Genomic DNA, 12894 nt, shown 5'->3' with positions numbered 1-12894 from the left:
CGAGTGACCTCGTCCGTTTTGGTTGCCCGGATAACGAAAGCTGTCAGTCTCCTATCGGGCCAGCTACCGTCGTCGGTAAGTTGCTGAATGAATGGCAGATATCGGTAAACCAATTCGGGGCCGAGAATGTCGCCTCTGTCGGCGCCGCAGGTCGCGCTCCGAACGCATACGTCTATGTCCAGCAGTTCGAACAGCAGCTTAAGGTCACGAGGCTTCCCTGATCGGATGGTCTGATTGACGGTCTGCTGGATCGCCAGTTCGAACTTCGTCACATGCCTGCCATTCACCAGTACCAATTCGTCGCGCACCCTCGCCACGATCTCGGCTGAATTCTCCGTCTTGCGTCGACGCCCCTTGTTGCCCGAGACACCGGGAGGGAACTGGCTGTGCCTGGGTGGTTTGCCATAGCCGACCTCATAGTCATCAGTCTTGCGTGCCATCTTGCACCTCCAGCGCAATCTCGTTGAAGCTGCGGCCGGAAGCGGCTTCGATCGCCTCCTTTCCCGTCCATTCCTGCCACCGGCGAACGGCCAGATCGACATAGAGCGGATCGAGATCCATGCCCCTGAACCTGCGCCCTGTGCGTTCCGCGGCGATCAGCGTCGTGCCCGAGCCAAGGAAGCAGTCGAACACGATCTCGGTTCTCAGGCTGCTGTCGATGATCGCTTCCGCAATCATCTCGACCGGCTTGGGGGTGGGGTGGTTGCCCAGCATGTCGCCCTCTCGCCCTTTCCGGCTCGAGGCGGCACAGGGCCACGACCACAGGTTCGATCGATCGCGACCGTGACGGCCAAGCTCGACATTGTTGCGATGGCGCGCACCGGGCATGGCGAACAGCAGAACCAGTTCGTGCTGCGAGCGGTAGAAGCTGCCCATGCCCGCCCGGTCCTTGGCCCAGACACACAGGTTGATCAGCTTTCCAAACACAGCCTCCGCCGCTTGCTGCAGCAGACGCAAACTCCGCCAGTCTATGAAGAGATAGACAAGTGCCCCGGGGGCAAGAACCGTGGCCATCGCCCGGCAGAAGTTGGCGAAGAAGTTCAACAGCGCGCCATCATCCATTTCTCCTGACGCTTGCACAAACTCCCGGTGCCGGCCCTTCTTCGAGACAAAACCGTCTATCTTGCAGCCGAAAGGTGGATCGCACAGGGCGACCGACACCTTTTCACCGGCCAGCAGCGCCTGGATTGCCTGGGGATCGGTCGCGTCGCCGCAAAGCACCATATGGTTGCCGCACTTCCAGACCGTCCCCGGCCGGGATACCGGAAGTGTCTGAATGGCCGGGATCTTGTCGGCCTCCACTCCAGCGGAAGCGGCGCCGATAATCCGGTCCAGTTCTCCCGGCGCGAAGCCGATCAGACTGGCGGAAAAATCCTCGACGAACTCCTCGAACTCGCGAAGCGCTGTCTCTATCGCCGCACCATCCCAGCCGCCCAGCGTCTGAAGTTTGGTGATGGCTGTCCCCAGCATCAGCGCTTCCGCCTTGGGCAGGCTGGATTGCCTGATCACCCGGATCGTCTTGCGTCCAAGCAGCCGCGCCGCCTCGACGAATATCTCGCCGGACATCAGGTGGTTTTCGTCATCGACCAGGACCGGGAGCACCCTGTCGCCATATCGTGCGACTATCGGCTTCGCGCGGTCGATATCCGCTTTGCTGATTTTCCATGGATGACCGGGGAATGCCCGGAGGTCATTCACCCGGATTTCAACCGCGGCGGAGAGATTGTCTCCCAGCCCCGGGATCTCTTCCAGTTCACCACTGCGCAAACTCATATTGTCCCCCTTTGATTGATGGAGGACGCTTCATTGGAACGAGAAAAATGTATGGATAAAGCGAAAAGTCAGGGTGCGCGATTTTTCTTGGGCCGGCCTCGCTTCAGCGGGGTTTCCAAGCGAAACGCCAAGGGCGTCGGCAGGATATGCAGATGTGCCACTGGCGGCCCATCACCCAGATACTTAGGTGCCAGCAGTTCGTTGCGAATCTGGTGAAGTGCTACCCTGCGACGCTTCTTCGTCTGCGGCATGAGTGCGTTCACATCATCGTCCGGGACATATTTGCCCGAGGCCCGATCATATCTGTAGAAGGTCACCCCTTCTTCTGCCGCTGCCTGAAAAGTCCAGCCCTGATTGATCAGGTGGGTAGCGATAGCCAGCCGTTCAATCTTGAACGGGGCGGGCGGCCGCCCTTTTCCTCGTCTCTTGGTCCGTTCGTCATTGTCCTCCATCGCTCGCCTCCTTGCCCGTCGCGAGAGTTAAACCATGCCTTTCCGTGATTGGAAGCCCCCTCCCCCTGCGGCTCCCATCGGATACGATTGCTGACAAAGGGGCACAGCGCAGGGCAACCTCTAAGCGGAAAACACAGTTTGACTCGGCGGTTCAGCCTGCGCGAATGATTTGCCATGCTGAAGGTTGATCACGCCGTCGTCATTGGTGGAGGGTTCAGCGGAACCCTGCTGGCGATCAACCTGCTGCGCCACGGGTCGCTCAGGGTCACGATCATCGAGAAGCGAGCGGATCGACTAGGGCGCGGCCTCGCCTATGGAGCGGCGCAGGAGGGACACATCCTCAACGTCCGGGCTGCGAACATGAGCGCGCTTCCCGACCAGCCAGGTCATTTCGTCGAGTGGCTGAAGAAGCAGGGGATGGGAGGCGAAGGCAGCTTCGCGACCAGGCGCGACTATGGCGCCTATCTGTGCGCCCTGCTGCAGGAGGTGAGCAGCCACGCGCCGGGAAGGCTCACGGCACTGACCGATGACGCCGTAGACCTGCTTCGAACCGAAGCCGGCGTTCGCGTGATGCTGCGGTCCGGCGGCCATGTGGATGCCGACGTAGCGGCGCTCGCCCCGGGCAATTTGCCGCCCCACGACATGGCTGCCTTCAGCGGGATAAACAGCAGCGCCTATGTCAACGACCCATGGGCGCAGGACGTGGCGGAGGGTTTGCAACCGGCCGACGAGATACTCCTGCTCGGGAGCGGGCTTACTGCCGTAGACTGCGCGCTCAGTCTGGAGAATGCGGGTTTCCGAGGTCGCATAACGGCGCTTTCCCGGCGAGGACTGGCGCCTCATGATCATCGTGCGCCCTCGCCCTATGCCCCGCGCAACGAACGGCCAACGGGCAGCCTCTCCAGCTTCGTCCAGCAGATAAGGACCCGCAGCGCGGAGATTGGCTGGCGCGGCGCGGTCGACGAACTGCGCCCCTTCATTCAGGACATGTGGCGGGCCGCAACCACGGACGAGCGGAGCCGATTCCTGCGCCACCTGCGCCCCTATTGGGACGTGCATCGCCACCGCATCGCGCCGCAGGTCGCAGAGCGACTTGGCCGCATGCGAGCGGATGGCCGGCTGCAGGTACGAGCCGGAACGCTAGTGAAGGTGGTGCCCGAAGGAACGTCGCTCGTCGTCGCACTGCGCGCTCGCGGGCAGACAAAGGTCGAAGCGCTACACGTCGCGCGGGTCATCAACTGCACGGGTCCGCTGGGAGATTTGCACCGGACGCGTGAACCGCTGCTGCAGCGCTTGGCGGAACGAGGCGATATCCGGCCCGATCCGCTTTCCATCGGCATCGATGTGGACCGCCAGTGCCGCGCCATCGCCAGCGACGGCACCGCGCAACAACGCCTGTTCGTAGTAGGTCCCATGACGCGCGGCGCGCATTGGGGAGATCGTCGCGGTTCCCGACATCCGCCGGCAGGTCTGGGCGCTCGCGCGCGAGATCACCGGCGCACACTGGGTCGAAGCGGAAGGGCTGTAGGCCGCGTTCCCAAAGCAGGCCAGCCGGACCTTCCGTTGTTGCTGACATAACAGCAACATCTTTGCCGAGTGTGCAATTTCAACCAGCGCTTCGGCATGATGTTGATCAATATCTTTTAAAAACAATCTGTTAATAAAATGGCACAGCATTTGCGACGGATTCCCCCGTCCGATCCGCGCAACGCGGACTTGTTTCAACAAATGGGGGAACCTCCTTGTCCAGACCTGTCCACTCGTCCCGAACCCGTCGTATAGTGGGCGCCAGCGCCTTCGCCCTGTTGGCAGCAGGGCAGATACCGGCCGCTATCGCCAGCGAAACCACCGCGCCTGCGGACAGCGCCATACCGGCTGATGCTGCCGATGCCGATTCCGGCGCGGGTATCGTCGTGACCGCCCAGCGTCGGGAAGAGCGTCTGCAGGATGTGCCAGTTGCTGTCACCGCCTTTGACAAGGACCTCTTTTCGGTGGGCGGCCTCGGCCGATCTGCGAACGAAGTGCTGAACTATGTCCCCAATGCGTCTGCCGGCACGCAGCAGCATGGCCGCCCACGCTGGTGGATCCGTGGTGTCGGTGCGGGGCAGCAACAACTCGACCTCGCCAATCCGGTCGGCTTCTACCTCGACGATGTCTATATCAGCAACTCCAGCGCCACTGGCCTGCCGCTGTTCGACCTGGAACGCGTGGAAGTGCTGCGCGGCCCCCAGGGCACGCTGTGGGGCAAGAACACGACCGGTGGCGCGATCAACGTCATTTCCAAGCGTCCGTCGCTCAATGGTCAGGACGACAGCTATGTGAAGCTGGAATATGGCAGCTACGACAACAAGATCGCCGAGGGCGGCGTGGGCACGACTTTGGTCGATGAGAAGCTGGCGGCGCGCGTGTCGTTCCGCTTTGACGACCGTGGCGGGCGCTTCGACAATCTCTACACTGGCAACAAGTCGAACGAGATCAAGGACAATGTGCTCAGGGGCCAGTTGCTCGCCAAGCCGACCGACAATCTGCAGGCGCTGCTGAGCGTTCATTATCGGGATTATGACACCAACGGCACCTACTGGACGACCGCCAGCTATTTGCCCAGTGGCGAATTCCGCAGCGGCTATGTGCCGTCGACCGACATCAACGACATCAGCACCAATGCGCCTGAATATAGCCGCAACAAGCAGTTCGGCGGGTCGCTGCATGTGGACTGGGACCTCGGTCCGGCGGCGCTGACCTGGATCGCTGGCTATGAACGGTTCAAGACGCGAGGCGCGGGCGACACCGACTATACGCCGCTGGAAATTTCGCGCAGCTTCACAGAGGCGCGGACAAGCCAATGGACGCAGGAATTGCGGTTGGCATCGACCGGGGAGAGCCGGCTGAGCTGGATCGTGGGCGCCTTCTATTTCAACGAGAAGATCCGGTCCAACGCTTTTTCCGCGACGCTGCCGCAGTCTGCGGTGCCGGCACGGCAGATCACGCCCACCGGCCCGGCTGTCGCCTTCAGCAACACGGCGTACAACCACAAGGCGGAAAGCGGCGCGGTCTTCGGCAGCACGACCTTCCGCTTCACCGACGCGCTGAAACTGACGCTGGGCGCGCGCTTTACGCGCGAGACGAAGACGCTGGACCTCGTCCGCCGCGCTTCGCAAGCGTCCAACGTAAACGGTGCAGTCACCAGCTGGAGCAATTATGCCCGGTGGTGGGACAGCTATACCGGCAATTTCGGGCCCATTGGCCCTGTCGGCAGCAATTTTGCCGGCAATCTCAAGCGCACCTGGGACGCCTTCACCTATGATGTGACACCGTCCTGGAACATCGACCGCAACAACCTTGTATACGCCAAATTCTCGCACGGGGTGAAGTCGGGCGGCTTCAACACTGCGGCGACGCTGGCGGTCGCGCTGACCGCAGTCGAACCGGAAAAGCTAGACGCCTATGAAATCGGCTACAAGTCAAGCTGGTTCGACGGGCTGGTGACATTCAACGCTACCGCCTTCCATTATGACTACAAGAATGTACAGGTGAATGTCGTTGGCCCGAACCCGGGCGCGGTGGGCGGAGCGACCGTGTCCTATCTCCAGAACGCGGCGAAGGCGAAAGTGGATGGCGCGGAGTTCGAACTGGGCCTCACACCGCTCGATGGGCTGAAGTTCAACGCGGCCTTGGGTCTGCTCGATACGGAATATACGAGCTTCATTGTCCAGAACAGCGCGACGAGCCTTGCCGGTAACCGCTTCGTGCGGTCTCCCAAGGTCACGCTTAATGTCGGTGGCTCCTACAAGTTCGGCCTAGCCGATCTCGGGTCGCTCGAACTGGCCGCGGATGCCCGGTATCAGTCGCGGCAATTCTACTATGTGACGCCGCAGGACCCGGTGAATCGCTCCTATCTTCAGCAGAAGCCGTTCACTGTTACCAATCTGCGCGCCACATACACGACGCCGAACGAGAAGCTGAGCGTCACGGGCTTCATCAACAATCTGTTCGACGTTCGCTACCTCAACCACTCGCTGCCGGCGGCCAACGCGGCGCAGAACATCACCGGAGACACGGTGGCCTGGGCCGACCCGCGCACAGCGGGGATGGCTGCGCTGTTCCGTTTCTGAAGACGGAGGCCGGGCGATCCCCGGCCTCCTAACGCAAAAGGGGCGCCGGGAGGATTTCCCGACGCCTCTTTTTTTACCTGACGAAGGGTGGATTACTCTGCCGCAGCCAGCAGAGCCGGCGCGTGACGTCCGAGCAGCGGCAGCACTTCTTCGCCAACGCGATAGGCTTCTTCCAGATGCGGCGTGCCGGCAAGGATGAAGGCATCGGTGCCGCGCGCGATCAGGTCGTCAAGCCGGGCCGCACACTGCTCATAGCTGCCGACGATGCCGAGTGCCGGTCCGCCACGCAACAGGTTGAACCCGCCCCAGAGGTTAGGCGCGACGATCAGCTCATCATAACGCCGCGCATCAGTGGGCCGAAGCGCGGCTTGCCGGGCGGCGCCCACCGAGTCCGTTGCCTGTCCGCGCCAACGCTGGCGGGTTTCCTCGCTCACATTGTCGAAGCCCTTGGCGATGTCCGCCCAGGCTTCTTCCTCGGTGGCGCGGGCGACCAGATCGACGCGGACGGCGCATTTCTGTTCGCCGCCCAGCGCTGCTGTGCGCTCCTTCACTCGCGCAAATTTGTCGCCCAGTTGGTCGAACGGCTCGAGCCAGGAGAGATAGTAATCGGCATGCTTTGCCGCCGTCTGGAGTGCGGCATCCGAGGAGCCGGAGAACCAGATTTCGGGGAACACCTCGCCCTGAAGGACCGGCGCCAACCCGCCGTCGCGCAGCTGGTAGAAGTTCCCGTCATAGGAGAAGTCGGATGAGTCCCAGACGCCCTTGAAGATGTCGAGAAATTCGCTGGTACGACCGTAGCGGTCATCATGAGCGAAGCTGTCGCCCCACCAGAGCTGGGCCGGGCCGCCACCTCCGGTAATGATGTTGAACAGCAGCCGTCCGCCCGTCGCCCGCTGCAGGCTCGCAGCCATGCGCGCTGTATGAACCGGATTGCCGAACCCCGGTTGGAAGGCGATCATGAAGCGGAAGCTTTTCGTCTCGCGCGCAAGAAGGGATGAAATGACCCACGGATCGTCGGTATTGGGGAAGGAGGGTATGAGCCCGCCTTGAAAGCCGACGCTCTCCGCCGCCTGCGCGATCCCCGCGAGATGGTCGATATAGGTGAAGCCGTCGGGCTGACCTGCACGATCCAGACCGGGCGCGATATTGCCGGGCTGGAGCGCCGACCAGTCGCCCCGTTCATAGCCGCTGGTCTGGATGCTGTTGTGGCAGCCATGCGTCGGCAGGCGCCAATAGAAGTCGATGGACATGGGAGTAGTCTCCTTCAGGCGGCAGCGCGCACTGTGGCGGTCAGCTCGCGCAGACGGGGCAGAAGATGTTGGCCGATGCGATAGGCTTCCTCCAGCGAAGGCCCGGCTTCCAGCACCAGTTCGCTGATACCGGCGTGAACGATCCCGGCGAGTTGTTCGGCCGCCTCGTCATAGCTGGCGAGGAGCGTGCCGGGCGCGAGATCGCGGCCTTTTGCATCGCGCTCGGCACTGGCCTTGTCCTCGCGGATCAGCAGCGGCTGGATCAGACCCGCGCCGATCCGTCCACCTGTCAGCGCCTGAAGCCGTGCGACGCCATGGGCAAGCGCGTCAGCGGGAGCGGGCTGGAAGAGATGGACATCGGCATGACGCGTCGAAACCGCCAGCGCCTGCTCGCCCTCTCCTTGCAGGAAGATGCGCGGGAAAGGCACGCGGTTGAGCGGGGCGTCGAAGCCGCCATTCTCCACCTCGAAATGCGCGCCCTTGTAGCTGAAGGGGCGCTGCTGATGCACGCCGCGGGCAACGGTCAGAAATTCGTCGAGCCGCCGCCCCAGATCATCTTCGTCCACGAAATCGGCCTCCGCCTTGCGGATTGCCGGTTCGGCGTCCGGCGCGATCGCCCAGCCGAGCCGACCGTGGGTCGAGCGCTGGAAGGTCGTCGCCTGCTTGGCCGCATAGACAGCCGATCCAACCGAGACGGGAAATTCCGCCACGACGGTCAGGCGCGGTACCGCGCGCGCCACGATGGCGGCGATGATGCGGCTTTCGTCGGCCTCGATTCGGTGGCGCACGAACAAACCGTCAAAGGCAGTCTGCGCGGCAGCTTGCCCGACCTGGAGATAATAGTCGAAGCGGTTCTGGTGACTCACGCGGCGGTCACGGGCGAGCGCAGGCAAAGGCCAGTTGCGCGGTTCGGAGCGCTGCGGGTCGGCGGCGGGGTCGAGCCGCCAATAGATATTCAGTGTCACGCGGCGTCCCTTTCCTCTGCGAACGCCGGGCTGTCGAGCGTTCCGGCGAAAACGGTTTCGTCGAGCGGGCGGCGGCCGTTGGGCGCTTCGCTGCCGTGAAATTCGGGGTCCAGCCCTTCAAGTTCCCCCTTGCGGCCAAGTGCGATGATGGCCTCGATCGAAAAATCCTGCGAGATGTTCAGGCGCGCACGCGCGGCCTCGCGATCGAAGCCCCCAATACCGTGCGTGTGCCACCCCAAAAGCAGCGCCTGATGCGCGAAGTTCGCCCAGGCGGCGCCTGCATCGAAACTGTGTGAACTGTTGGGAACACGCTCGCCGCGCCGTTCCAGTTCGCGCGCGGAAAGGATCAGGATGAGCGCGGACGCCTTCGCCGCCCAGAGCCGGTTGCGCGGCATCAGCAGGCCCAGATAGGTCCCCCACCAGGCGTCATCTGGTCTGGTGACAAGGAAACGCCACGGCTGCGCGTTCATGCCTGAGGGCGCCCATCGCGCCGCTTCAAAGGCCGTCCGCAGCACGGTGTCCGGTACGGGTTCGCCGGTGAAGCTGCGCGGCGACCAGCGGTTGGTGAAAAGGGGGTCGACGGGATGATCTGCAATACGGCTCATCAGCGGGCCTCTCTGCTGGGCAGGTGGACAAGATTATCGGGGGTTTGGGCCGCATCCGCGCCGGATGTGAGCTCGGCCAGGATTTCGTCCTTCAGCCGGTGCAGCAGCGGCGCGCGACGGTCACGCGGATGCGGCAGGTCAACCTCTACAATACGGCGGATGTGGCCGGGATTGGGCGACATCACGATGACCCGGTCGCCCAGATACAGCGCCTCCTCCACATCATGCGTCACCATCACCATGGTCGATCGCTGCGTCATCCAGATGCGTTGCAGTTCGTTCTGCACATGGACGCGGGTCAGCGCGTCGAGCGCGCCCAGCGGCTCGTCCAGCAGCAGCAGCTTGGGCTCGGTCACCAGTGCGCGAGCGATGGCGGCGCGCTGCGCCATGCCGCCCGAGAGTTGATGCGGATAGGCTTTCTCGAAGCCCTTGAGGTTCACCAGGGCGATATGATCGGCGACGATCTGCGCCCGGCGCGACCTGGGCGTTTCGGTGTTGAGCAGCGCCAGTTCGACATTCTGCTCCAGCGTCATCCACGGGAAAAGCCGGTGGTCCTGGAACACAATGCCGCGATCGAGACTGGTGGTGGCGATGCGGTCGCCGTCGAGCCGCAACTCGCCGCTATAGTCGGTGTCGAGTCCGGCGATCAGGCGCAGCAGCGTGGACTTGCCGCAACCCGATGCGCCAACGATGCTGACGAATTCGCCGGGGCGGACGTCGAGATTGATGTTGTCGAGGATCTTGCGCGGCTGGCCGCCGATGTCGAAGCTCTTGTCGAGGCCGCTGACGGTCAGTGCCCCCCGGCTGGATGTGGCGGCGGCACGCTCTTCGCGGGCATGGGGGTGAGGGCTCATGCCGTTTCTCCGGATCATGACTGGGACGGTTGCCAGCGCAGCAGGGACTGGCGCAGGCGGCGGAACAACTGGTTGATGAGGAAGCCTAGGACGGCAGTGACGCTGATGACGACCAACATGACATCGAGACGCTGCTGCACCTGCGCGGTCTGCATGGCTACGCCAAGGCCGGAGCCTGCGCCGGTGAGCAGTTCCGAGCCGATGGTGGAAATCCAGGCAAAGGCGAGCGCCTGGGTGATGCCGGTCAGCACCAGCGGCATGGCGGCGGGCAGCAGGATGAAGCGGATGCGCTGGAGCGTGGTGAAGCGGTAGATGCCGCCCACTTCCAGATAGCGCCGCTCGACCTGTGCCACGCCCGCATGGCTGTTCAGCATCGACGGGAAGCAGGCGGACATGGCGACGACGATCAATTCCGTCCCCTCGCCGACTCCGAACCACAGGCCGATGAGAGGCAGCCAGCCGATCATCGGCACCTGCCGCAACGCGTGGAGCAGCGGTCCCAGCAGCCGGTCGACTGGCTTCCAGATACCCATGGCGATACCGGCCGCAACGCCGAGAGGAGCGCCGATCGTCAGGCCGGTGAAGGCGCGTTGCAGCGTCGCCAGCGTGTCGCGGGCGAGATCGCCGCTACGTAGCAGTTCGGCGAGGGCCGCAATGACGGCAGCGGGCGGCGTGAAGGTCGCGCTGTGGGCGTTCGCTTGCCACAACAGGATCAAGAGCAGCGGCGCGACAAGACCGATGGCGAGCCGCACCGGCCAGCGGAAAAGAGACGCGCTCATGCGGCCCTCCACCGGGTGGCCCAGCTCTCGACCCAGCGTGCCCCGCGGTCGAGCAGGAAGCCGATCAGCCCGCTGACCACGACTCCGGCCAGCACCACGTCGATCTGGAACAGCTGCCGCCCCATCTCCATCATCTGGCCAATGCCACTGTCGGCGGCGAGCAGTTCCGCCGCGACAAGCACGACCCAGGCGCGGGTGAGCGAAATGCGCAGCCCTGTTAAAACGGCGGGCACGGTGGCGGGCAGCAGGATGCGACCGATCAGCTGATGCAGCGCCAAACGATAGACTTTGGCGACGTCGAACCAATTGCGGGGCACGCTCCTGATGCCATCGAATGTTGCCAGCGCCATCGGGAAGAAGGCGGCGATCGCCACGACGGCGATCTTGAAAGGCTCGTCGATGCCGAGGAACATGACCATCAGCGGCACAAACGCGATGACCGGCACCTGCCATATGGTGTGGAAGAGGGGCGAGAGCGCAGCCTCGATCAGTCGCGACAAGGCAAGCGCCGCGCCGAACGCCATACCCGCGCTCGCCCCGATCGCGAAGCCGACGAGCAGCCGGTAGAGGCTGTCGCCCACATGCCGCTGCAACTCACCCGACGCAGCCATGTCGATCAGCGCCTTGGCAACGCCGCTGGGCGGCACCAGCACCTGCGGCGGAAAGAGGCCGCTGGCGCAGGCAAGCTGCCATAGGGCGAGCAGCAGCGCCGGGGCAATGAAGGCCGCCAGAGACACATGCCTCAGGCGAAATCCAGTGGGCGGGGTCGTGGCGAGAGGAAGGCTGGCCATCAGCTTCGCGCCTCATGCGTCCAGAACTGTTCCAGCTTCAGGTCCTTCAGCGCCTTGTCGACGAAGCGTTCGTCGATCAGCGCGTCGGCATCGACCTTTTTGCGGATCAGGCCGCGCTGCAACGCATAGTCGGCAACGGAGCGATAATGGGTGCGCACTGCAGGATTGAACACGGGCGAGAAGCGCTCACGCCATGGGATGCCGCTATTGGCGTAATCCTTGGCTACGATCCGCTCGGGCAGGGCGCCGCGCGCGGCGTTGCGGATGACTTCGGCCTTGTTCGCCTCATCCGACGACCAGGCGGCGGCGCGGACGAAGGCGTCCACCACCAGCTGCGTCAGATCAGGATGCGCATCGACAAAATCGGCGCGGCCGAACAGTTCGGCGCGCATCTTCCAGTCGGCCGGCGCGTGCCTCGTCGACCAGATCACCCGGCCGATGCCATTCTGTTCGACCAGCAACCCGTCGGACAGCAGCACGGCGGCATCCACGCTGCCGGACTCCAGCGCTGCTGGCGTGGCCGAGGGATTGATGTTGACGATCTTGAAGTCGCTGAGCTTCAGGCCGCTGCTATCCACCAGCTTGGAGAAAGGAAGCTCCCAGGGGCGCCCGCGATGCAGCGCGATCCGCTTGCCCTTGAGGTCAGCGATGCTTCTGGCCGCCAGCCCCTTACGCACGACGATATAGACGTCCTGCCCTTGGCCAACCGGCGCCACGATCTTCAACGGCACGCCGCCTGCTACCGCAATGGCAGCTGGAAAGTCGCCATAGGAGGCGAAATCGATCCGCTTGCCCGAAAAACCTTCGTTGATGAGCGGTCCGCCAACGGCCGTCGAGACGGGGGTGAAGACAAGGTTCACCCCCTTCTTCGCCAGCTGATCCTTGAGCCAGCCTTGCTGGATCACCACGCCATTGAGGCCGTTGAACACCTGCTTGCCCTGATAGGGGTAAGCGATCGACGCGATGGTCAGGGTCTTGACCGCCTCGCCGCCTGTTGCTCCGCCCGATCCTCCGCACCCGGTCAGCAGGGCGCCGCCTAGCATGGCCAGGAGCAGCGCCAGGGCATGACGGCATTTGGAAAGGAAAGACGCGCTATATTGATAGGCCACTCTGCAAGGCTCCATGCTGCGAACCGGGTTTGACGAAAGGCCATGCATGTCGTGTGCCAAGCGGTCATTCGCGCGGTTCTGCGTGACTTCGGCGAAGCCATGGGCATCCCGCTGCTGATTTCGCCGCAGGAGCGGCCGGCCCACTGCGCGAAATGAAGCGGTCGTGGCCGTTCACGACTCGGTTCCGCCTGCCTGTGAACGGCT

General features: G+C 63.5%; 11 protein-coding genes and 1 pseudogene. 2 read left to right on the top strand and 10 right to left on the bottom strand.

The features are described 5' to 3' along the window. Positions 1 to 188: 188 nt before the first annotated feature. The 3 genes and pseudogenes from MU848_RS19135 to MU848_RS12220 form a co-directional block, all read right to left on the bottom strand. Positions 189 to 440: pseudogene (locus MU848_RS19135) on the bottom strand (DUF5681 domain-containing protein); the annotation flags it as partial. Next, entirely contained in the window at positions 424 to 1773 is a 1350-nt protein-coding gene (locus tag MU848_RS12225) for a DNA modification methylase (RefSeq protein ID WP_247232454.1), read from the bottom strand. The pseudogene MU848_RS19135 and the gene MU848_RS12225, both read right to left, overlap by 17 nt. A 68-nt stretch (positions 1774 to 1841) precedes the next feature. Next, positions 1842 to 2225 (bottom strand): hypothetical protein, encoded by a 384-nt coding sequence (locus MU848_RS12220; RefSeq protein ID WP_247232452.1) that lies wholly within the window; start codon positions 2223 to 2225, stop codon positions 1842 to 1844. A gap of 174 nt (positions 2226 to 2399) precedes the next feature. Here MU848_RS12220 and MU848_RS12215 point away from each other — a divergent pair, with 174 nt between their 5' ends. Together MU848_RS12215 and MU848_RS12210 are read left to right on the top strand one after the other, a co-directional pair. Further along, positions 2400 to 3803 (top strand): FAD/NAD(P)-binding protein, encoded by a 1404-nt coding sequence (locus MU848_RS12215; protein ID WP_315862463.1) that lies wholly within the window; start codon positions 2400 to 2402, stop codon positions 3801 to 3803. Between the two features lie 164 nt (positions 3804 to 3967). Next, entirely contained in the window at positions 3968 to 6337 is a 2370-nt protein-coding gene (locus MU848_RS12210; protein ID WP_247232450.1) for a TonB-dependent receptor, read from the top strand. A gap of 92 nt (positions 6338 to 6429) precedes the next feature. Here the strand turns inward: MU848_RS12210 and MU848_RS12205 are convergent, their stop codons facing one another. Genes MU848_RS12205 through MU848_RS12175 form a run of 7 tightly spaced genes read right to left on the bottom strand, consistent with a single transcriptional unit; the run spans position 6430 to position 12690 of the window. Next, positions 6430 to 7587: an LLM class flavin-dependent oxidoreductase gene (locus tag MU848_RS12205; protein WP_247232449.1), complete on the bottom strand. Its 1158-nt coding sequence runs from the start codon at positions 7585 to 7587 to the stop codon at positions 6430 to 6432. 14 nt (positions 7588 to 7601) lie between these two features. Continuing rightward, positions 7602 to 8552, bottom strand: a complete 951-nt coding sequence (locus tag MU848_RS12200; RefSeq protein WP_247232447.1) for an LLM class flavin-dependent oxidoreductase — start codon at positions 8550 to 8552, stop codon at positions 7602 to 7604. Continuing rightward, positions 8549 to 9157: a nitroreductase family protein gene (locus MU848_RS12195; RefSeq protein WP_247232445.1), complete on the bottom strand. Its 609-nt coding sequence runs from the start codon at positions 9155 to 9157 to the stop codon at positions 8549 to 8551. The genes MU848_RS12200 and MU848_RS12195 overlap by 4 nt, the downstream gene beginning before the upstream one ends. Further along, entirely contained in the window at positions 9157 to 10011 is an 855-nt protein-coding gene (locus MU848_RS12190) for an ABC transporter ATP-binding protein (protein WP_247232438.1), read from the bottom strand. The genes MU848_RS12195 and MU848_RS12190 overlap by 1 nt, the downstream gene beginning before the upstream one ends. Positions 10012 to 10025: 14 nt before the next feature. Then, the gene (locus tag MU848_RS12185; RefSeq protein WP_247232436.1) at positions 10026 to 10790 is read right to left on the bottom strand and encodes an ABC transporter permease; all 765 of its coding nucleotides are present in this window, start codon (positions 10788 to 10790) and stop codon (positions 10026 to 10028) included. Then, complete coding sequence (locus MU848_RS12180) at positions 10787 to 11581, bottom strand: ABC transporter permease (protein WP_247232434.1); 795 nt, start codon at positions 11579 to 11581, stop codon at positions 10787 to 10789. Before MU848_RS12180 ends, MU848_RS12185 begins: the two co-directional genes overlap by 4 nt. Further along, positions 11581 to 12690 carry an ABC transporter substrate-binding protein gene (locus MU848_RS12175; protein ID WP_247232433.1) on the bottom strand — a complete coding sequence of 370 codons (1110 nt, stop codon included), beginning with the start codon at positions 12688 to 12690 and terminating at the stop codon, positions 11581 to 11583. Before MU848_RS12175 ends, MU848_RS12180 begins: the two co-directional genes overlap by 1 nt. Positions 12691 to 12894: the final 204 nt, after the last annotated feature.

The organism is Sphingobium agri (assembly GCF_023051225.1).
GTDB classification, from domain to species: domain Bacteria; phylum Pseudomonadota; class Alphaproteobacteria; order Sphingomonadales; family Sphingomonadaceae; genus Sphingobium; species Sphingobium agri.
The sequence above is the reverse complement of the archived record's forward strand: the minus strand, read 5'-3'. Positions and strand labels throughout refer to the sequence as shown.